Source organism: Plantactinospora alkalitolerans, from assembly GCF_015690345.1.
Taxonomy (GTDB): Bacteria; Actinomycetota; Actinomycetes; order Mycobacteriales; family Micromonosporaceae; genus Plantactinospora; species Plantactinospora alkalitolerans.
This window is the reverse complement of sequence record NZ_JADPUN010000272.1, coordinates 13,817-32,568: the sequence shown is the minus strand read 5'-3', so window position 1 is coordinate 32,568 and position 18,752 is coordinate 13,817. Positions and strand designations below refer to the sequence as shown.

Sequence of the window (18,752 nt, the reverse complement as noted above, 5' to 3'; positions counted from 1 at the left end):
TGAGGGCGCTCAAGGTGCCGAGGGTGCGGTGGGTGCTCAAGGTGCCCAGGGGTTCCAGGGTGTTGTGGGCGCTGAGGGCGCTCAAGGTGCTCAGGGCGACGTGGGCGTTCAAGGTGCTCAAGGTGTCCAGGGTGCGGTGGGGGTCCAAGGTGCCCAGGGGTTCCAGGGCGCTCAGGGCGCTGTGGGCGGCGAGGGTCTTCAAGGTGCTCAAGGTTTCCAAGGTCCTCAAGGTCTCCAAGGCGTCCAGGGCGACGTGGGAAGTCAAGGTGCTCAAGGTGACCTAGGCGCCCAGGGAACTCAGGGTGCTCAAGGTTTCCAGGGTGCCCAGGGCGACGCGGGCGCTCAAGGTGCCCAGGGCGCTCAAGGTGCGCTGGGCGCTCAAGGTGCGCTGGGTTTGCAGGGCGTACAAGGACCGCAGGGCGACGCGGGCGCGCAGGGCGCGCAGGGCGTGGCGGGCAACGGAATCCAGTCCGCCTACATTCAGGGCCCGCTGACCGTGATCGCGGACACCCCCGTCAATTTCGGGTGCGTGCCCGGAGACATTGCTGTCGGAACTGGATACCAACTCTCGGGTGCGGGCGTCAACCCTGTGCTGATCCAGCCGCTCTCGATCAGTGGCTACCAGTTCACCTTTACCGGCGGAGGCGCCGACATCTGGGTGTCCTGTATCTCGCCCGCCACACCGGTGGCGTTAAGGGCTCCGGCCAACACGTCGGGCCGGGAGAAGGCCAACAATAGCAAGCCCAGCCTGCCGAAGAGCAAGTCCGACCGCCCCGTTACCGTCAAGGAGGAGAAATGAGCACGCGTCAGATATTCGGGTTACTCGCCTGTGGTGCGGTCCTGCTAGCCGGAGTCGCAGCATGCAGCGAGAAGCCTGCCGAAAGGCCACAGACGAGCAATTCCGGCAACAGCGACAAGGCAAATGGCGGCGCCAACACCGGGACCGCGCCGGCGGATCTGCTGAAGCTTGGTGTCGAGCAGGGCCAGGCTGGCAACTTGGACGCGGCGAAGGCCACCTTCGAGAAGCTGCTGGCCGCCGAGGTCAACAACAAGTTCGCCTGGTTCAACCTGGGCTTCATCGCCCAGTCGCGCAACAAGGCCGACGAGGCGATCAGCAACTACGACAAGGCATTGGCGGCTGACGCCAACTACAAGCCGGCCCTTTACAACAAGGCCATTGCACTGGAAGGTACGGCCCCGACGACGTCGATGGACATCTACCGCAAGGTCGTGTCGATCGACAACAAGTCGTCAACCGCCTACCTCCGGCTGGGCATGCTGCTGTCCCAATCCGGTGACAACGCGGCAGCGCGGGACGCCTTCAGGGCGGCGATCCGGCTGGACAAGGGGCTCACCTCGGCCGTTCCGGCGAAGTACCGCCCGACTACTCGGTCCTCGGCTCCGGCGGGTAGGTGATTGACTCAATGCATACACCGCGCGTAACGGTCTTCACAGGGAGCAACCGCACCCGTTTCATCGACGAATGTTTCCGATCACTGGTCGCGCAGACTTTCACCGACTGGGAATGGGTGGTCGTTCTCAACCAGGGGTCTCGTTGGCGGCCCGAGAGGCACGACGATCGGATCCGGCTCATTGTCCAGGACAACCTGAACGGCGTTGGCGCCGTGAAGGGGTACGCCTGTGCCGAGGCTGCCGGGGACATCCTGGTCGAGCTTGACGACGACGATCTGCTCAGCAGCGACTGTCTGCAAGAAATCGTCGACGCCTTCGACTCCAATCCGGAGGTGGGGTTCGTCTACAGCGACACCGCGCAGATCCAGGAGGACGGCAGCCGCTGCGAAGACCGTTTCGCGAGTTCATTCGGCTGGCGTCACTACGATGAGAAGGTGGACGGCCGCGAGGTGCTTGTCTGCCGGGCATTGCCGCCCACGCCGCACAATGTGAGCTACATCTGGTACGCACCGAACCATGTGCGGGCCTTCCGCCGGGATATCTACGAGAAGGTCGGCGGATACGACGAGTCGTTCGACGTCGCGGACGACGCCGATCTCATGGCTCGGATCTACCAGGTGAGCGAGTTCCATCACATTCAGAAGTGCCTGTACCTGCAGCGCATGCATGCCAAGAACACGCAGCGCATTCCGGATCTCAACGCCCGTATCCAACAGCGTACGGTGGAGATCTACGATCGGAACATTCAACAGAATGTGCTGACCTGGTCACGGCGGCAGGGACTCCTGGCGCTCGATCTGGGCGCGGCCCACAACAAGCCGGAAGGATATCTCGGTCTGGACTACCGCGACGGGCCGGGCGTCGACATGGTATGCGACATAACGAAGGGCGTCGATCTGCCGGACGGCAGCGTCGGAGTCATTCGAGCTGTGGATTTCCTGGAACACATTCCGGACAAAGTCGCACTGTTCAGCGAGTTGTACCGACTGCTTGCGCCGAACGGGATGCTGTTGTCGCTGACGCCTAGCACCGACGGTCGGGGTGCGTACCAGGATCCGACGCATGTGGCGTTCTACAACGAAAACTCGTTCTGGTATTTCACGGACGCCAACTATTCTCGATTTGTGCCTGGAATCAATTGCCGATTCCAGGCGTCCCGGTTGGTCACGTACTTTCCGAGCGAATGGCACCAGACGCACAACATCCCGTACGTCTCCGCGAATCTTATCGCGATCAAGGACGACGCCCTACGCAACGGCGGCCTGTTGAACATATGACTATCGGACACGGTGCAGCCAGCGTCCCGGTTCTATGAGACACCCGGCCGCGCCTGATCGATCTGGTAGCGGCGGAGCTGACAGCACGGTGAACCTGATCAACGGTGCCCAGTCGTGCAATGTCTTCTGCCCGGCGCCCGTCCCGACCGTACCGTCTCCGCCGACCTGGGCCGGTAACGGTGCGCGATCTGCGGTCTCGAAGATGTGGGTCTCCCGGGACGCGCAGACCATCGACGTGGCACGCACCGCCTACGCCCGCACCGACGGTCGTGGCACGAACTCCTCCACCTGGGATCCAGTCGTTGCCGTTCAACTGCCTCTGGCCGCCGTCGCCGGTGAGTACACCGGAACAGTGGCCTTCTCCGTCGTATGACACGCCTCCCGTCGAGGCGTGAACGGCCGGCGCGACCTCAGCGACCGGCGGCCAAGGGGGCTCAGCCCGCCCGGGACCGCCTCATCCCACTCACCTTGGGTGAGTTCGCCGTCTCCTGGTGCACCTGATCAGCCGTCGCGGCGGGTGGTCCAGCGGAAGGTGGTCAGGCAGAGGACGAGGCCGAGGACGCACCAGATGGACAGGACGAGGGCGACCCGGCCCAGTTCGAAGGAGCCGGCGGGTTCCTGTGCGGCGAAGGAGGCGGGTAGGAAGACGCTGCGGAGGCCCTGGCACATCCACTTGAGGGGGAAGAGGGCCGCCACCTGCTGCATCCAGGACGGAAGTTCGGTGAAGACGATGAAGACGCCGGAGATGAACTGGAGGATCAGGGCGACCGGGGTGGCGGTCGCCGAGGCGCCTCGACCGGTCTGGGCGAGGGACGAGAAGGCGATGCCGAGGAGCGTGCAGGCGGTGATGCCGAGCAGCGAGACCCAGCCGAAGGTGAACCACCTGGCCGCGGTCGCCGGCAGCTGGAGATCGAAGAAGAGGGTCGCGGTGCCGAGCAGGAGGGCGGTCTCTACCAGGGCGATCACCCCGACCATGATCACCTTGCCGGCGAAGTAGACCCACTGCGGCATCGGGGTACCACGCAGCCGCTTGAGGATGCCCCGGTCCCGCTCGCCCGGAATCTGGATCGCCAGGTTCTGGAAGCCCACCGCCACCAGCCCGGAGGCGATCATCCCGGTCACGAAATACTGGGTGAACCGTACCCCGCCGCCGATCTCGTCCCCGAAGACCGAGGCGAAGATCAGGAGTAGGACGACCGGGAAGGCCATGGTGAAGACCACCGACTCGCGGCTGCGGAGGAACTGCCGGAGTTCGAGGCGGCCCTGGCGGAGGCCGAGGGCGACCGGGCCGAGGCGCCGACCGGGGACCGTCGTCGCCGGGGTGGCGGAAGTGCGTGATGTGGTGGTCATCGGTGCCCGATCATCCGCAGGTAGATGTCTTCCAGGCTGGGCCGGGTCACGGTCAGTCCCGGCACCTCGCCGCCGAACCGCGCGGCCAGCTCGCCGACCAGGGCCGTCGGCGTCGCGCTCTCCGCGCGTTCCACCTCGCCGGTCGGGGTACGCCAGGAGACCGTGGTCAGCGCGTTCTCCCGGTTGCCGAGTCGGGCCGGGGCGGCCACCTCGACCAGCCGGCCGCCGGTGATCACACCGACCCGGTCGGCGAGCGCCTCGGCCTCGTCCAGGTAGTGCGTGGTCAGCACGATGGTGGTACCAGCGGCGGCCAGGTCGCGGATGAGTTCCCAGAACTCGCGACGGGCCTCCGGGTCGAAGCCGGTGGTCGGCTCGTCCAGGAACAGCAGCTCGGGGCGGCCGATGATGCCCAACGCGACGTCCAGCCGCCGCTTCTGTCCCCCGGAGAGGGCATGGGTCCGGGACTTCGCCTTGTCGACCAGGCCGACCCGGTCGATGACCTTGTCCGGATCGTCCGGTGCCGGATAGAAGCCGGCGAAGTGGTGCACCACCTCGGCGACGGTGAGATCGTCGAACTCACCGGTGCCCTGGAGCACGATGCCGACCCGGGTCCGCCACTGGTCGTCCGCGTGGTCCGGATCGATGCCGAGCACGCTGACCTCGCCCGCGTCCCGGCGGCGGTAGCCCTCCAGGATCTCCACCGTGGTGGTCTTGCCCGCTCCGTTCGGGCCCAGCAGGGCGAAAACCTCACCCCGGGACACCGTCAGGTCGACGCCGTCCACGGCTGTGGTGTCGCCGTACGCCTTGCGCAACCCCCGGACGGAGATCGCGAGCTGGTCATCCATGGGACCACTATGCGTGACGGTCCGGCGGCGGTGATCGCCGGGTCGGCTGCCGCGCGAGCGCGAAGGTCGTCACGACGGTCCGGAGGTCGCCGGGTCGACCGCGGGTCCCCCGGAATCCCGCCTGCGTCTGCACAGCGCCTCGTAGCTGACCAGGACGACGAGGAACGTGGCGAGCAGGCCGAGAGCGGCCAAACCAGGTAGGAACCGGCCGGCGGGAAGTAACAGCAGCACCACACCGGGAGCGAGGAGTTGTTCCGGTGGCACGGACCGGACACTGAGACCCAGGAACGCTGCCCTGCCCGTGAGGTACAGAGCGGTCCCGCCGAACAGTGCGGCGGCCGAGGGCCAGCCCAGGCGTAGTTCGGCGATGTCGTGGGAATGCCCGTGTGACAGGTCGGCGATCACCTGCTCGACCCCCAGCGCCGTGTATATGGTTCCGGCGATCAGCGGGAAATGGGCCCGGCCGTAGGCGTTGGTGGCCAGCCTGCCGCGTCGTACGCCGGACTCGGCCTTCAGCACCTCCCCGGCAATGGCCGCATTCTCGGAGTACAACCGGTACAGGCACACCGTGATGGTGAGGGTGAGGAGCGCGGCCAGCAGGACCGGTCGACGGATCATCTCCACGCCGACCCCGGTGCCGACCGAGACCAGGGACTCACCGAGCGCGATGATCACCACGAGGCTGTGCCGCTCCGTGAAGTGACCCGGGCTGCGTATCGACCAACCGCTTCGAACAGAGGCGATCACCCCGCCGGCCATGTCGATGACGAGCGCTGCGGTCCAGAGCAGGATCTGCGTCCTGCCGCCGAACACCGCACCGAGAACGAGTGGAATCCAGGACGGCACGGTAGCGAGGGCGTAGATGCGAATGGTCCTGCGCAGCCGCCGGTCGTCCGCCGCCGCCCAGCGGAAGAGGGCCAGATGGATCAGCCTCAGCACGATGTAGGCCAGCACCAGGATCAGCCGAGGTTCCAACGTTCCCGGACCGGATTTCCAGACATCGGGGATGACGAGCGCGGCGAGGAAGACGGCTGCCATGGCGGCGGTGGTACCGGCACGGCTCAGCCCGACATCGGCTCGGGCATAGTTTCCGAGCGAGGAGTAGACCAACCAGGAGAGCCACAACATCATGAGGATGAGGAGCCCCTGGGCCAGGGTCACCGGCGCGGGCCGCGCACTCATGAACTCGGTGACCCTGATCAGAGCGAAGACGAACACCAGATCGAAGAAGATCTCGAACCGGGTCGTTCGATGTGTCTCCGCCGTCACCACCGCCCGCGAGCGGAAGACCTGCCCCATCACCTCATCTTCATCGTTCGCCGCGTCGCACTCGCGGCGAATTCACGCAACCACGGAAGTCACCTGCCGCCGGCCAGTACCTCGGACAGCGGTGCCGGGGAGAGTCCGCGCTCACGCAGCCCGCGCAGGATGTGCGGCAGCGCCTCGTCGGTCATCGCCGCGTTCGCCTCGGTCACGTGCAGTACGACGACCGAGCCCGGCTTGACCTTCGACAGCACCGCGTTGACGATCGGCCGCCAGGCGGTGGCGAACGGGTCCCCGCTGACCACGTCGCCGTCGACCACTGTCACTCCGAGTGGCGCGAGGGCGGCAAGTGCGGCACCGTCGTGGCACAGTCCCGGGAAGCGGAAGTAGCGGGTCTGCCGGCCCCCGTACGGCTCGATCAGCCGGAAGGTCCGGGCCACGTCCTCGGTCATCCGACTGTTCGACACCCGGGGCAGGCCGTAGCAGTTCGGGGTGAACGCCAGGTGCCCGTACGTGTGGTTGGCCAGTTCGAAGCGCGAATTGCCGGCCAGGCGTCGGGTCAACTCCGGATAGCGCTCCACCCACTTGCCGGTCAGGAAGAACGTCGCCGGGATCCGCTCCCGTTCCAACAGTTCGATGATCCGCATGTTGGCGTACGACCGCACCCGCCCGCCGCGCAGGTTGGCGAGCATCGCGTCGGTCATGTCGGCGTCGAAAGTGAGTGCGACCAGGTTGCCGGAGCGGGGACCGTGCCCGACGACCGGTGGACGGGTGCCCGGCCGGGTCGCCCCGGGCCGCTCGGCGGCTGTCGGCTGGCGCGTCGAGGTCGGGGCGGTCGGGGTCGTCGCAGGTCGGGTCGGGTGTGGTGCGCTGGCCGTCGCCGTACCAGCCTGCGGGGTGCCATCCGCCGGTCCGGCCGGGCCGCCGGCCCACGACGGCTCGAATCCCGCCTTCGGCGTCGCCGAGGTGTCGCCGCCGCGCGCCACGGCCACCACCAGGACGAGGGCACCTACGAGCGCGGCGGCGGAGACGGAGATCAGGCCGATCCGAAATATCTTCGCGAACACCCGGCCGAGCATGCCAGTCCCGGTCCACTGCCGTGGTCCCGGAGGGGCCGGAACCCGTCCGGGCCAGTGGCTGACGCCGATGGGATGAGCCGGCACGGCCGGTCGCCGGATCCGGCGTCCCGGTTACCCGGCGTCCCGGTTACCCGGCGTCCCGGTTACCCGGCGTCCCGGTTACCCGGCGTCCCCGTTACCCGGCGTCCCGGTTACCCGGCGTCCCGGTTACCCGGCGTCCCGGAGCGGGGCGTCCGGCGTCCGGCGGTCAGTAGTGGTCCACCATGGTCTCGGTCCGGGCGAGCCGGGCGGCCCGCCGCTGCTGCCGGCGGCGCCGACGCCGACGGACGACCCACATCACCAGGAACGGCACCCCGAGCAGGAACACCAGTACCAGCACCGGAAGCAGGATCGCGGCCAGCGAGACGAACACGCTCGTCGCATCCTCGGCGGTGCTCGCCACCGGAGCGCCGAATCCGGCCGTGCCGGCGTTGATCACGGGCCGAGCGGCGGCCTTCACCCCGTGTACGCCGAGCGCGATGATCACCCCGATGGCGACCGGTACCCACTGGTGGGATCCGAAGAACTGCCCCGGGTCACTGACGGTGGCCGTCTCCGAGCCGGACCCCGCGCCGAACGCGAGTCCGCCCGCCGTCGGACGGACGACCGTCTGCACGACGTCGTTGACGTGGTCGACCACCGGCACCTTGTCGGCGACCACCTCGACGGCCAGCAGCACCGCCAGAATCGCGATCGTCCAACCGTTGGAGAGCCACTGCCAACCGCTCGGCAGGTTGACGAGTTCGGTGAACCGGGCGAGCAGGGCCATGGTGAGCAGGGGAATGTATGCGTTCAGTCCCGCCGATGCGGCGAGACCGGTTCCGGTGAGGGCTTCCAGCACAGCTTCCAGGATGGCACCAACTCGCCAGCATGGCCCGTCGGACGTGCTCCGCCCGCTCCGCTACCCTCGTCGGGTGCGGTTGGTGATAGCGCGGTGCTCCGTGGACTATGTCGGACGGCTTTCGGCACACCTGCCGCTGGCGACCCGGTTGCTGATGGTCAAGGCCGACGGATCGGTCTCGATCCATGCCGACGACCGGGCCTACAAGCCACTCAACTGGATGAGCCCGCCGTGCCGGCTGGAGGAGGCTCCCGGCGTGTGGCGGGTGGTCAACAAGGCCGGTGAGGAACTGCGGATCACCCTGGAGGAGATCTTCCAGGATTCGTCGTACGAGTTGGGTGTCGATCCCGGGTTGCGTAAGGACGGCGTGGAGGCGCACCTCCAGGAATTGCTGGCCGCGAACCCCACCGAGTTCGGCGCCGGCTTCACGCTGGTCCGCCGGGAGTACCCCACCGCTATCGGGCCGGTCGACCTGCTCTGCCGGGACGGTGCCGGGGCGGCGGTAGCGGTGGAGATCAAGCGGCGCGGCGAGATCGACGGGGTGGAACAGCTCACCCGCTACCTGGAGTTGCTCAACCGCGATCCGCTGCTCGCGCCGGTTCACGGCATCTTCGCGGCGCAGGAGATCAAGCCGCAGGCCCGGGTGCTCGCCGCCGACCGGGGAATCCGGTGCGTGGCGGTGAACTACGACCGGCTGCGTGGCATCGTCCGGGACGAGATGACCCTCTTCTAGCGGCATCGTCCGGCCGTCGGCGCATCGTCCTGGCCTGCCGTGGCATCGTCCTGGCATCCAGGGAGGGGCGTCCTGGCATTCAGGGGCATCGTCCGGTACGGCTGACGCTCCGCCGGGTGTGGATGGTTGTCGGGCGGGGCGACGTACCGGATTGCCGCCCTTTCGCGACCTGAGGGTGTCCGGATCGGCGCAAGATCGCGACGCGGTGGTGCCGGGATCGTGATGCCGGGTCGGAATCGTCGTCAACATGGACGACGACAGCCGCACCCGGAACACCCCACCGGTGATGCTCGCCTGGCTCGGTCATCCGGTGACCGTGCTGGCGATCGTCGCGCTCGTGGTCAACGACCATCTCCTCAAGGCGGCGTACCCGGGGCTGGTCACCGGGAAGCTCAGTGACGTCGCCGGCCTGCTCGTCGCGGCGCCGTTGCTCGCCACCGTGGTCGCCGGGCTCGTTCCGAGGCTGCCCGGAACCCCGCTGGCGCTCGCCAGCCTCGGCGTCACCGGACTCGCCTTCACCGTGGTCAAGGCGACCGACGGCGGGGCGGCCGCCGCCTCCGCGCTCTGGAGCGGGCTCACCGGGCCATCGGTGATCCTGGCCGACCGTACCGACCTCGCCGCCCTGCCGGTGCTCGGCGTCGCCAGCTGGGTCTGGGTCCGGGCCCGGCGACGTCCGGCGACGCGCCGGGCGGTACGTCGGTTCGGCGTACTCGTCCTGCTGCCCTGCGCCGTACTCGCGGTGGCGGCCACCAGTGCGCCGTACTATCCGGACGCGGTCGCGGTGACGGTCTGGCGGGACCAGGTCGTGGTGGGCCAGGCCAACGCCTACCACCCGGGTGACCGACAGCCGGAGACGTGGTGGCTCAGCGAACGCGACGGGCGGGGCTGGCGGAACCTGGATCCGGCGGAGGAGACGGCCTTCGAGGCCGAGCGGTCCGGGCTACCGGCCGGGGCCGAGCAGGGCTGCGTGCCGGGGGAACCGGCGCACTGCTACCGCGTGGTGCCGGGCAAACTGCGGGTCGAGGAAACCACCGATTCCGGTACCACCTGGCGAACGGGTTGGGCGGTGTCGGACGAGGCGCGCCGCTATCTGATCCGGTCGTACGACGATCTCGGCGACCCGGAGGTCTACCTCTCCTCCCTGGCGTTGGTCGTGCAACCGACGCGTGCCGGTCACGTCGTGGTGGTGGCCAACGGCCGGGACGGTGTCGCCGTCCGCGAGCCGGACGGGCGTTGGACCCGGGTCGAGTTCAACGGCTACGGCGGGTCGGCCAGACCGGCGGACGCGTCGGGCGTCGATCCCGGTGCACTCGCCCGGGAGATCGCGCTCGCGCTGCTGGTCGGGCTGGCGGCGTTGGGTCTGGGTGGCTGGCTTGCGGCCCGGCGGGGGAGGATCACTGTCGTCTGGTTCGTGGTTCCGCTGGTTCTGGGGTGTGCGGGTGGGCTCCTCGGCGTCCTGTCGATGGGCAGCGACGGGCCTCTCGCCATCCTCGGCCGACTCCTGGTCATGCTGGGGCCGCTGATGGCGCTGACCGGTGCGGTCGGACTCCTGGTCTTCGCCGGACGGGTACTGCCGGTCCGCTGGCTACTGCTGATCATCCTGATCGGACTGTCGAGCGGCGTCGGCTGGCTCGCGCCGTTCGTCGCCTGGGCGAACGGCGCGATCGGCTACCGGAACGCGGCACTCGTCGGCGCGACGTGTGCGCTCGCCGGAATCGCCGCCGCCGGTTGGCTCGGCCACCGCTTCAGCCGCCCGCCACGTCCCTGACCCCGGGAGACAGGAAGTGTTAGGAAGGGCCCCCGCTACAACAGAAAGCGATAAGAAGGGCCCCTTCCTTACATCGGTTAGGCGTGTGGGCCGACGGAGACTTCGCCGATGGTCAGTTCGGGGGTGCCTTCGAGGATCTCGCCGATTCGCTGCACCTGGTCGTCGAGGTCGCGGCGCTGCCCGGCGGTGAGCCCGTTCAGGGGCTCCACCGTGACGTGGATCCGTCGGCCGGAGCGGCGCTGGTGCCACACCCCGGCCACCACACCGTCGACGAGCAGTACCGGAAAGTTGCCGGCCTGTCCGCCTGCCAGTGCCCGTTCGGCGGCCCGGCCGGGGAAGAGGTGCTCGCGGGGAAAGCAGCCGACCGGGTACGCGTCGAAGTACGGCAACAGCCGTACCCCGTCCGGCAACCCGCTCGGGACGGCGGTGTCGCCGGCCACCACCCAGGCGGAGGTGCCGGCCACCGACACCTGCTCCAGTTCCGCCCCGAGCGAGTCGAACAGTTCCGCCGCCCAGCGCTTCGGTGCCGCCAGCCACTGCGCGAAGTGTGCCGGGGTGGCCGGGCCGTACGCGTACAGGTAGCGCCGGACCACCTCGGTGAGTGCCGGTCGGGCCTCGGCGGGCTGGAACCCCGGCAGCCAACGGGCCGGGTTCGTGTACGTCGTCTGGCGGCCCCGGTTCGGGCCGAAGCACATCGCACCACGCCGGCCGGACAGCGACATCGCCTCGATCCAGCGGGGCCACTTCCCCTGGAATGCGTCCATCACCCGGTCACCGGCCCACGGTCCGGTACGCGTCACGACCGCCTCGGTCAACTCGTCGGTGGTCAGCTCGGCGTCCCGGAGCGCGTCCGCGATCGCCTCGACGACCTGCCCGGCCTGCTTCTCGGTGAGCAGCTTGTGCGGCTGGACCGGCAGGGCCGACAGCGCGCCGGTCCACATCGGCAGGTCCTCGGTGGCCAGCAGGTGCACGGTGAAGCGGGGGCCGCGCGTCTTGACCAGGCTGCGCTCGGTCCACAGCGCCTTCCGTACGTCGGCCCGGGTGGTGTCGCGGGCGCGTAGCCCGATCGAGAGTTCGGCGGCGGACAGCACCTGGGCGTGCACCCCGCCGAGCCGGGCCGCGACCGCCGCGGCCCCGGGCAGTGGCGAGATCAGCCCCTGCCGGTCCAGCCGCCGGGCGCAGACCTGCGCGAACGACAGATGCCGCATCAGCGGACCTTGGCGAAGCAGGTACTGAGGTCCGGCTGGGGTACGTCGATGGGAGATGGCGTCATGCCGAAAACGTTAGAACCCAAATAGGCCAGATCCTGTCACACATGCGGGCGCCGCGATGCCGCGCCTGGTGCTCGACGAGACGTTGAAGTGGCTGGCGCCGAGGCTGGCCACCCTCGGTTGCGAGTTCGAGGTGCACGAGCCGCCGAAGCTGATCGACTACCTCCGCGCGTTGGGGGCCCGGGTCATCGGGGCCACCGATACCAGGTCATCGTGACCTCCGGGGTCCTCGGCGCCGAGCCAGACAGTTGAAGAAAACTTTCAGGGTCGTAATTGACTCCGTGGTTTTCTGTCGCAATAATTGTCGTCAATATTGATCAACGTCGTTTCCCTTAACCCCCGAAGGGAGGACCGATCATGGCAGCTGTGACCGGAGAGGTGTCCTGGTTCTGTTGCGGCAGCGCCTGGGGCCCCTGCGCGTCGACCGGCCGAGGCGCCTGCGGAACCTGCACCTCCGGCAACTTCCAGCACGCCTGGCCGAACGCCTCGGCAGCCTGTCTCGCCATCACCCGACCGGACACCTGCGGCACCAGCCTCAGCCGGCGGACCTGCGGATTCGTGCACTACACCACGAACCTGTGCAACGGCGCACGGGTCGGCACCTCGATCGCCGACTGTGGACCGCAGACCGACCTCTTCTGCGGCGAACGCGCCTGCTGCGGCTCGTCCTGCGGAACGAACCGGATCATCGACCTGACCCCGGCGGCGTACAGCGCGATCGCCAGCCTGTCCACGGGGCTGCGGCCCTGCTCGGTCAACACGGTGTAGGGAGGGCTCCACGATGGCGAACACCATGGACCGGCGCCGACTGCTCAGCACCGCCGTACTCGGTGGGGCCGGCATCGCCGGCGCGACCGCACTCGGCTCACTCGCCCCGGAGGCCGCCTTCGCCGCCGAACCGGTCAAGGTCGTCCCCGGCCAACCCGACCCGAACTTCGCCGAGGGCCGGGTCACCACGATCAACGGCAGCGTGGTGCTGCTCGCCGGCTCCGACGGCGCGCTGTACCGCATCCAGGTCACCAACGGTACGAGCATCTGGAAGTTCCAGCCGACCACCTTCGACCGGCTCGAAAAGGGCGACGGCATGTACGTCCGGGGCGTACGGCTCCCCGACGGCACCCTCGCCGCCGACTCGCTCTGGGCCAACATCGTCAACCTGACCGCGCACATCGCATCGGTCGGCCGCAACGTGCTGCACCTCGACCACCACGGCAGGCGCCTGATCGGACACGTCGTACCCGGCACCACCGCCGCCGTCTACAACGGCACCCCGGCCATCTCCGACATCTCTCTCCTCCGGGTCGGCGGGCACGTACAGATCATCGGTGCCTGGCATCCCGACACCAACGAGATCAGCATCGCCACGGTCTACGCCGCCAACTGAGGTGTAAGGAAGGGCCCCTTCTTATCGTTTTCTGTTGTAGCGGGGGCCCTTCCTAACACCTCTTCCGTAGAGAGAGGAGGGCACAATGCTCCAGTCGATGGCGGCACTCCAGTCCCTGCTGATCGGCGTCGTGCTGATCTGGTCCGCCCGGATCAAGCTGCTCGACCGGCGGGCGGCCGACCAGGTCGGCACGTCCGCGCTCGGCACACTGCTCGGCAGCGGGCGGGCGGTGCCGGCGTACCGGCTTCTCGGCGGTGTGGAACTGGTGCTCGGGATCCTGCTGGTGGTCCCGCCGGCTCCGGTCGCCGAGCCGGTCGCGGCCAGCACGCTCGCCGCCGGCTTCGTCGGCTACCTCTGGTACGCCCGCCGCGCCGCGCCCGGCTCCTCGTGCGGCTGCCTGAGCGCCAAGGCCACCCCCGTCACCGGGCGGAGCATCGCTCGTGCCGGAGGGCTGGCGCTTGCCGGTCTGCTCGGTGCCGTCGCCGCCGGTGGCGGGTACTGGCTGTCGGCCGTGGTCGACCAGCCGGCCGCCTCGGTCGCGCTGTTGCTCGCCGAGGTGGCGGCGCTGGTCGCCCTGTCGCCCGAGTTCGACGCCGCCTGGCTGCTGCCGCTGCGCCGGCTCCGGGCCCGGCTCACCCATCCGCTGCGGGGCGGGTCCGGCATCCCGTTGCTGGCCAGCGTCCAACAGCTCCAGCTCAGTGGGGCGTACCGGCAGGTTGCCGCGCTGCTCACCTCGGACGTCCGGGAACACTGGCTGGAACAGCCGTGGCGGATGGTCTGCTACTCGGCCCGCTACCAGGGCCGACCGGCGACCGCGATCTTCGCCGTGCCGGCGGCCGACGCGGCCCCGGAGCGGGTCCGGGTCGCCCTGGTGGACGACTCGACCGGCGCCACCCTGCTGAGCCTGACAGATCCGGCGTACGCCAGCTGACCGCCCCCGAACCTGAGGTGTTAGGAAGGGTCCCCGCTACAACAGAAAACGATAAGAAGGGGCCCTTCCTTCAGGTACGGCCCGTCTGGACCGCGATCAGGGACTTGATCAGTCCGGCCAGCCGCTCGGCCCGGATCTGCGAGTGCGGGAAGTAGTGCCGCATCTGGGACCGGTCCACGAGTTCGGTCCAGAGGACCTGCTGCATCGCCGTCTCGCGGGAGTCGGGGCGGGTGTGCGCCAGCGGCCATCGGCGGGCCAGCGCCACCCGCAGCCGGATCGGGGTGAACTGCATCCCGGGGGCGATCCAGTGTGGCTCGATCGGAAAGTAGCGGTACGGCGTCTGCACCCAGTGCGCGTCGGCGAGCGCGTGCACCGTCTCGGCGAACCGTAGCCGGCGCTCGTGCCCGCCCACGTGTTCCAGCACGGAGTTGGAGAAGACCAGGTCGTAGCGGCGGCTGGCGATGTGCCGGGGCAACGCGCAGGCGTCGCCGCGATCGACCTCTGCCCATCCCGGTACGTCGGCCGGGGCGTCCTCCAGGTTCACCACGTGTACGTGCTTCGGCCGTACCGCGCTCTGCGCCCAGGTGCTCACCCGGCCGCCGAGGTCGATCACGGACATCTGCGCCAGATCTGGAAATGTCTCGGCGAGCCAGCCGGCTCGGCGCTGCCGCCGCTTGGCGCCCCAGGAGTTCTCGCTGTCAACCAGGCGGAATCGCAACGCGTGCAGCCCCATTTGGCGAACGCTACCGATGCGGAGGGCGACCAGGGATGTCTTAGTCGTCCTTTTGTCCCTACGATCGGTCAGTCCACGCTCACCGCCCGTACATTATTTTGGCTGCCTTGATGATGCGCTCGACCTGCGCGGACGTCCGTTCGAACGTCATCGAGGGCAACAGCGAGGGCCCGCGCCGTCTGGTCACGGCCTTGGACCGCCCGAATTCGCGCAGTCCGTCCGCGCCGTGGATGCGGCCGAAGCCGGAGTCGCCGATTCCGCCGAACGGAAGTGTCGACATTCCGACGAAGGTGAGGCTGGAGTTGACAGCGGCCATTCCGGACCGGATCCGGCCGGCGATCTCGACGGCGCGGCGCCGGCCGAAGACGGACGCGCCCAGGCCGTACGACACCGCGTTGGTCCGGGCGACGGCCTCGTCCGCGTCGGCGACCCGGGCGATCGTGAGGGTGGGTCCGAAGGTCTCCTCGCGTACGGCGGCGGAGTCCTCGGGTACGTCCACCAGGATGGTCGGCCTGACGTACGGCGGCGCCACGGCGTCGGGCCCACCGAGTACGGCGCGTCCGCCGCGCGAGATCGCGTCCTCGATGTGCCGTCGGATCACCTCGATCTGGCCGGGCATGGTGATCGGGCCGAGGTCGGTGTCCTCGGACCCGACGGTCAGCCGGGACGCCCTCTCCACCACCTTCGCCACGAAGGCGTCGTAGACGGGCTCGACCACGTACGCGCGTTCGATGCCGATGCAGGTCTGCCCGGCGTTGGTGAGGGCGCCCCAGACGCAGGCCTCGGCGGCGGCGTCCAGGTCGGCGTCGGAGTCGACGATCATCGCGTCCTTGCCGCCGGCCTCCAGGACGACCGGGGTGAGCGTCTCGGCGCAGGCGGCCATCACCTTCTTGGCCGTGGCGGTGGAGCCGGTGAAGGCGACCTTGTCGACGCCGGAACGGCAGAGTGTCGCGCCGACGTCGCCGAGACCGTGTACGACCTGAAGCACCGGATGTTCGGGTACCACCTCGGCGAAGGTGTCGACCAGCCACTGCCCGATGGCCGGGGTGTACTCGCTGGGCTTGAGGACCACCGCGTTCCCGGCGGCCAGGGCGTACCCGAACGCGCCGATCGGGGTCAGTACGGGATAGTTCCAGGGCGCGATCATCGCGACGACACCGTAGGGCTGGTATTCGAGGTGGGCGGAGAACTCGGCGATGACGAGCCGGCCGCGTACCCGGCGGGGGCCGAGCACCCGCTTCGCGTTCCGGGCCGCCCAGTCGAGGTGGTCGATCGCGCTCACGGCCTCGACGACGCCGTCGGCGATCGGCTTCCCGGTCTCCAGCCGGGACAGCGCGGCGAGTTCGGGGATCCGGTTGGCGAGCAGGGACCGCCACCGCAGCAGCCGGGTCCGGCGGCCGGCGAAGCCGAGTCCGGCCCACCATTTCGCCGCCATCCGGGCCTGCCCGACCGCTTGGGCGACGTCGTCGGCGTCGGCGACCGGGAACCGGCCCGCCAGTTCGCCGGTCGCCGGATTCGTGGAGATCAGCTCGCGGTCCTCGATCGCGGGTACGCCGGGAACGCTCACGGTCGTCATGACGCGAGTCTAGGCCCGAATATTACTCGCGGGTAGACGCGTGAATGAGCATGATCGGCGCGGTTCATCCGCCGAATCGGCGAGGCTGGATCCCCTCCCCGGCCACGCCGACACGGTCCGGCAGGACGTGGAGCGGGACCGGGACCGGATGGGAAGCTGACCTGCGGGGGGGCCGGCGTTGCCACGTCGGCTTGGAGCCGGCGTTGCCGCGTCGGCTGGGGTCGGCGTTGCCGCGTCGGCCCGGAGCAAGGCCGATGGGGGCTATCCATGTCCGACGAGCTGGATCTGTTACCGCTGCTGACCGTGACCAGCGGGCCGTTGCAGGGCGCGAGTTTCCGGCTCCGGCCGGGACTGCGCCGGATCGGCCGGGAGGACGGCGTCGACGTGCTGTTGGACGATCCCAAGGTCAGCCGCCGGCATGCCACGGTCGAACACGTCGACGGCCGGGTACTGCTGGCCGATGCCGGGTCGACCAACGGGACCTGGCTCAACAACCGGCGGCTGTCCGGCCGCACCGAGTTGCGGGACGGGGACCGGCTCCGGCTGGGGCACGTCGAGTTGCGTTTCTTCGATCCCGGCGCCGCCGTGACCGACCAGTTGACCACGCTGAGTCACCGGGCGTTGCTTCCACCGGCTCCGGCTCCGCCCCCGCGTCCGGTTGCGGTTCCGGCCATCGGAGCCGACGTCCCGGTGCCGCTGGCGGTCGCGGTCGGCGCGCTCACCGCGCCGACCCAGTTGATGGGTACGCCCCGGCGGTCCCATCGACTGCTGCTGGTGATCGGCGGTTGTGTGGCCCTCGCCGGCTCGATGGCCTGGGCCTATCTCGTGCTCCAGTAACCCGGCCGCCCCTTCGGCGCCCGCTGCCGGTGATCCGGACCGCCGGTGATCCGGACCGCCGGTGATCCGGACCGCCGGTGATCCGGACCGTCGGTGATCCGGACTGCCGGTGGTGTGGGCCGCCGGTGATCCGGACTGCCGGTGGTGTGGGCCGCTGGTGGTGCCCCGGCCCGACAAGTGGGCCGCAGATATGGCTGCGCGCCACATGGGGCCGCCTCGGCCCGGCTGGCATGATCGCTTCGATGGAGATCCAGCGACACGAGATTCTGGCGAATGGCATCAGGCAGCGGGTGCTGGTTGCCGGCGCCGACGACGCTGCTCCGGTGCTGTTGATCCACGGGAACTGCTCGTCCGCCGACTTCTGGCAGCCCCTGATCCGCCGGCTGCCGGCGACCCTGCGCCTGGTCGCACCCGACCTGCGCGGGTACGGCGGCACCGAGGTCGCGCCGGTGGACGCCACCCGAGGGCTGCGCGCCTTCGCCGACGACGTCGCGGCGCTGCTCGACGAGCCGGCGCTGTTCGGGACGGCGGACGCCCGTCCGGTGGTGGTCGGGCACTCGCTCGGCGCGGGAGTGGCGATGTGTCTGCTCGTCGACCACCCCGATCGGGTGGCTGGTCTGCTGCTGGCGGCGCCCGTCTCGCCGTACGGGTTCGGCGGCACCCGCGATCTGACCGGCACCCCGACCACGCCCGACTTCGCCGGCACCGGGGGCGGAACGGCGGGCGCGGACTTCGTCCGCAGGCTGGCCGCCGCCGACCGGGGCAGCGATGGACGGACCAGCCCGCGCAGCGTGCTGCGTACGGCCTATGTGGCCGATCCGGCCGCGCTCGGCGGGGACGAGGAACTGCTGCTCGACTCCGTGCTCTCCACCGCGACCGGCGACGACAACTACCCGGGCACGATGGAACAGACCGACAACTGGCCAGGCGTCGCGCCCGGAGACCGGGGCGTGCTCAACACTCTGGCCCCGAAGTACTTCCGGATCGCCGACGAACTGGTCGCCGTCCCGACCAAGCCGCCGATCACCTGGATCCGTGGCGACGCCGACGTGATCGTCTCGGACACCTCCCTCTTCGACCTGGCGTACCTCGGCCAGCTCGGCGTCGTACCGGGCTGGCCGGGTGCCGAGGCGTGCCCCCCGCAGCCGATGGTCGGACAGACCCGCGCCGTCCTGGACCGGTACGCGGCGGCCGGCGGCAGCTACCAGGAGGTCATCCTGCCCGGCTGCGGGCATTCGCCGAACATCGAACGCCCCGCCGAGTTCGCCGCCGCCCTGCTCGAATTACTGTAAGGAAGGGCCCCTTCTTATCGTTTTCTGCATAAGAAGGGCCCCTTCCTAACCGGGCCTGAGCCGGGTGGCAGACTCGCCACAGTTTGCTTAGCGGTCGTTCGGTCGGCCGTCCGCGACGAA

The 18,752-nt window shown here is 69.3% G+C and carries 21 protein-coding genes; 13 read left to right on the top strand and 8 right to left on the bottom strand.

Annotated features, from left to right (window positions below; all coding sequences use genetic code 11):
- From I0C86_RS31700 to I0C86_RS31680, 5 genes are all read left to right on the top strand, one after another.
- The coding region (locus tag I0C86_RS31700; protein ID WP_230395115.1) for a hypothetical protein at positions 1-284 on the top strand (284 nt) is incomplete at its 5' end.
- A gap of 110 nt (positions 285-394) precedes the next feature.
- Positions 395-799, top strand: a complete 405-nt coding sequence (locus tag I0C86_RS31695) for a hypothetical protein (protein WP_196204992.1) — start codon at positions 395-397, stop codon at positions 797-799.
- Positions 796-1,416: a tetratricopeptide repeat protein gene (locus I0C86_RS31690; RefSeq protein WP_196204991.1), complete on the top strand. Its 621-nt coding sequence runs from the start codon at positions 796-798 to the stop codon at positions 1,414-1,416. The genes I0C86_RS31695 and I0C86_RS31690 overlap by 4 nt, the downstream gene beginning before the upstream one ends.
- Positions 1,417-1,424: 8 nt before the next feature.
- Positions 1,425-2,690 (top strand): glycosyltransferase, encoded by a 1,266-nt coding sequence (locus I0C86_RS31685; RefSeq protein WP_196204990.1) that lies wholly within the window; start codon positions 1,425-1,427, stop codon positions 2,688-2,690.
- A gap of 202 nt (positions 2,691-2,892) precedes the next feature.
- The gene (locus I0C86_RS31680; RefSeq protein WP_196204989.1) at positions 2,893-3,063 is read left to right on the top strand and encodes a hypothetical protein; all 171 of its coding nucleotides are present in this window, start codon (positions 2,893-2,895) and stop codon (positions 3,061-3,063) included.
- A 128-nt stretch (positions 3,064-3,191) separates the two neighbouring features.
- Here I0C86_RS31680 and I0C86_RS31675 read toward each other — a convergent pair whose 3' ends face one another.
- From I0C86_RS31675 to I0C86_RS31655, 5 genes are all read right to left on the bottom strand, one after another.
- Positions 3,192-4,040, bottom strand: coding sequence for an ABC transporter permease (locus tag I0C86_RS31675; protein WP_196204988.1), 849 nt, complete (start codon positions 4,038-4,040; stop codon positions 3,192-3,194).
- Positions 4,037-4,885 (bottom strand): ABC transporter ATP-binding protein, encoded by an 849-nt coding sequence (locus I0C86_RS31670; RefSeq protein WP_196204987.1) that lies wholly within the window; start codon positions 4,883-4,885, stop codon positions 4,037-4,039. The genes I0C86_RS31675 and I0C86_RS31670 overlap by 4 nt, the downstream gene beginning before the upstream one ends.
- 69 nt (positions 4,886-4,954) lie before the next feature.
- Positions 4,955-6,184 carry a low temperature requirement protein A gene (locus I0C86_RS31665; RefSeq protein WP_196204986.1) on the bottom strand — a complete coding sequence of 410 codons (1,230 nt, stop codon included), beginning with the start codon at positions 6,182-6,184 and terminating at the stop codon, positions 4,955-4,957.
- A 59-nt stretch (positions 6,185-6,243) separates the two neighbouring features.
- Complete coding sequence (locus I0C86_RS31660; RefSeq protein ID WP_323373970.1) at positions 6,244-7,215, bottom strand: polysaccharide deacetylase family protein; 972 nt, start codon at positions 7,213-7,215, stop codon at positions 6,244-6,246.
- Between the two features lie 259 nt (positions 7,216-7,474).
- The gene (locus I0C86_RS31655) at positions 7,475-8,107 is read right to left on the bottom strand and encodes a DUF4126 domain-containing protein (RefSeq protein ID WP_196204984.1); all 633 of its coding nucleotides are present in this window, start codon (positions 8,105-8,107) and stop codon (positions 7,475-7,477) included.
- Between the two features lie 73 nt (positions 8,108-8,180).
- Between I0C86_RS31655 and nucS the strand changes: the two genes are divergently transcribed.
- Together nucS and I0C86_RS31645 are read left to right on the top strand one after the other, a co-directional pair.
- Positions 8,181-8,840: an endonuclease NucS gene (gene nucS, locus I0C86_RS31650; protein WP_196204983.1), complete on the top strand. Its 660-nt coding sequence runs from the start codon at positions 8,181-8,183 to the stop codon at positions 8,838-8,840.
- A gap of 247 nt (positions 8,841-9,087) precedes the next feature.
- Positions 9,088-10,608 (top strand): hypothetical protein, encoded by a 1,521-nt coding sequence (locus tag I0C86_RS31645; RefSeq protein WP_196204982.1) that lies wholly within the window; start codon positions 9,088-9,090, stop codon positions 10,606-10,608.
- 77 nt (positions 10,609-10,685) lie between these two features.
- Here the strand turns inward: I0C86_RS31645 and I0C86_RS31640 are convergent, their stop codons facing one another.
- The gene (locus I0C86_RS31640; protein ID WP_196204981.1) at positions 10,686-11,816 is read right to left on the bottom strand and encodes a winged helix DNA-binding domain-containing protein; all 1,131 of its coding nucleotides are present in this window, start codon (positions 11,814-11,816) and stop codon (positions 10,686-10,688) included.
- A 121-nt stretch (positions 11,817-11,937) separates the two neighbouring features.
- Between I0C86_RS31640 and I0C86_RS31635 the strand changes: the two genes are divergently transcribed.
- The 4 genes from I0C86_RS31635 to I0C86_RS31620 all read left to right on the top strand — a co-directional run bounded on the left by I0C86_RS31635 (position 11,938) and on the right by I0C86_RS31620 (position 14,194).
- Positions 11,938-12,096, top strand: coding sequence for a WYL domain-containing protein (locus I0C86_RS31635; RefSeq protein WP_230395114.1), 159 nt, complete (start codon positions 11,938-11,940; stop codon positions 12,094-12,096).
- 140 nt (positions 12,097-12,236) lie between these two features.
- Complete coding sequence (locus I0C86_RS31630) at positions 12,237-12,647, top strand: RlpA-like double-psi beta-barrel domain-containing protein (protein ID WP_196204980.1); 411 nt, start codon at positions 12,237-12,239, stop codon at positions 12,645-12,647.
- A 13-nt stretch (positions 12,648-12,660) separates the two neighbouring features.
- Entirely contained in the window at positions 12,661-13,263 is a 603-nt protein-coding gene (locus tag I0C86_RS31625) for a cell wall protein (protein WP_196204979.1), read from the top strand.
- A gap of 85 nt (positions 13,264-13,348) precedes the next feature.
- Positions 13,349-14,194: a MauE/DoxX family redox-associated membrane protein gene (locus tag I0C86_RS31620; RefSeq protein WP_196204978.1), complete on the top strand. Its 846-nt coding sequence runs from the start codon at positions 13,349-13,351 to the stop codon at positions 14,192-14,194.
- 70 nt (positions 14,195-14,264) lie between these two features.
- On the opposite strand, the gene I0C86_RS31615 is transcribed toward I0C86_RS31620, so the two are convergent.
- Complete coding sequence (locus I0C86_RS31615) at positions 14,265-14,927, bottom strand: class I SAM-dependent methyltransferase (protein ID WP_196204977.1); 663 nt, start codon at positions 14,925-14,927, stop codon at positions 14,265-14,267.
- A gap of 79 nt (positions 14,928-15,006) precedes the next feature.
- Entirely contained in the window at positions 15,007-16,503 is a 1,497-nt protein-coding gene (locus I0C86_RS31610) for an aldehyde dehydrogenase family protein (protein ID WP_196204976.1), read from the bottom strand.
- A 267-nt stretch (positions 16,504-16,770) separates the two neighbouring features.
- On the opposite strand from I0C86_RS31610, the gene I0C86_RS31605 reads away from it, so the two are divergent.
- Both I0C86_RS31605 and I0C86_RS31600 read left to right on the top strand, forming a co-directional pair.
- Positions 16,771-17,340, top strand: coding sequence for an FHA domain-containing protein (locus tag I0C86_RS31605; RefSeq protein ID WP_196204975.1), 570 nt, complete (start codon positions 16,771-16,773; stop codon positions 17,338-17,340).
- Positions 17,341-17,582: 242 nt separating this feature from the next.
- Entirely contained in the window at positions 17,583-18,632 is a 1,050-nt protein-coding gene (locus tag I0C86_RS31600) for an alpha/beta hydrolase (protein ID WP_196204974.1), read from the top strand.
- Positions 18,633-18,752 lie beyond the last annotated feature (120 nt).

Bases quoted from the DNA above. Each gene is read 5' to 3' on its own strand.
- I0C86_RS31690 (WP_196204991.1), top strand. From the start codon at position 796: ATGAGCACGCGTCAGATATTCGGGTTACTCGCCTGTGGTGCGGTCCTG.
- I0C86_RS31620 (WP_196204978.1), top strand. From the start codon at position 13,349: ATGCTCCAGTCGATGGCGGCACTCCAGTCCCTGCTGATCGGCGTCGTG.
- I0C86_RS31670 (WP_196204987.1), bottom strand. From the start codon at position 4,885: ATGGATGACCAGCTCGCGATCTCCGTCCGGGGGTTGCGCAAGGCGTAC.
- I0C86_RS31645 (WP_196204982.1), top strand. From the start codon at position 9,088: ATGGACGACGACAGCCGCACCCGGAACACCCCACCGGTGATGCTCGCC.
- I0C86_RS31685 (WP_196204990.1), top strand. From the start codon at position 1,425: ATGCATACACCGCGCGTAACGGTCTTCACAGGGAGCAACCGCACCCGT.
- I0C86_RS31680 (WP_196204989.1), top strand. From the start codon at position 2,893: ATGTGGGTCTCCCGGGACGCGCAGACCATCGACGTGGCACGCACCGCC.
- I0C86_RS31640 (WP_196204981.1), bottom strand. From the start codon at position 11,816: ATGCGGCATCTGTCGTTCGCGCAGGTCTGCGCCCGGCGGCTGGACCGG.
- I0C86_RS31610 (WP_196204976.1), bottom strand. From the start codon at position 16,503: ATGACGACCGTGAGCGTTCCCGGCGTACCCGCGATCGAGGACCGCGAG.
- I0C86_RS31635 (WP_230395114.1), top strand. From the start codon at position 11,938: ATGCCGCGCCTGGTGCTCGACGAGACGTTGAAGTGGCTGGCGCCGAGG.
- I0C86_RS31615 (WP_196204977.1), bottom strand. From the start codon at position 14,927: ATGGGGCTGCACGCGTTGCGATTCCGCCTGGTTGACAGCGAGAACTCC.
- I0C86_RS31625 (WP_196204979.1), top strand. From the start codon at position 12,661: ATGGCGAACACCATGGACCGGCGCCGACTGCTCAGCACCGCCGTACTC.
- I0C86_RS31630 (WP_196204980.1), top strand. From the start codon at position 12,237: ATGGCAGCTGTGACCGGAGAGGTGTCCTGGTTCTGTTGCGGCAGCGCC.
- I0C86_RS31605 (WP_196204975.1), top strand. From the start codon at position 16,771: ATGTCCGACGAGCTGGATCTGTTACCGCTGCTGACCGTGACCAGCGGG.
- I0C86_RS31665 (WP_196204986.1), bottom strand. From the start codon at position 6,184: ATGGGGCAGGTCTTCCGCTCGCGGGCGGTGGTGACGGCGGAGACACAT.
- I0C86_RS31600 (WP_196204974.1), top strand. From the start codon at position 17,583: ATGGAGATCCAGCGACACGAGATTCTGGCGAATGGCATCAGGCAGCGG.
- I0C86_RS31675 (WP_196204988.1), bottom strand. From the start codon at position 4,040: ATGACCACCACATCACGCACTTCCGCCACCCCGGCGACGACGGTCCCC.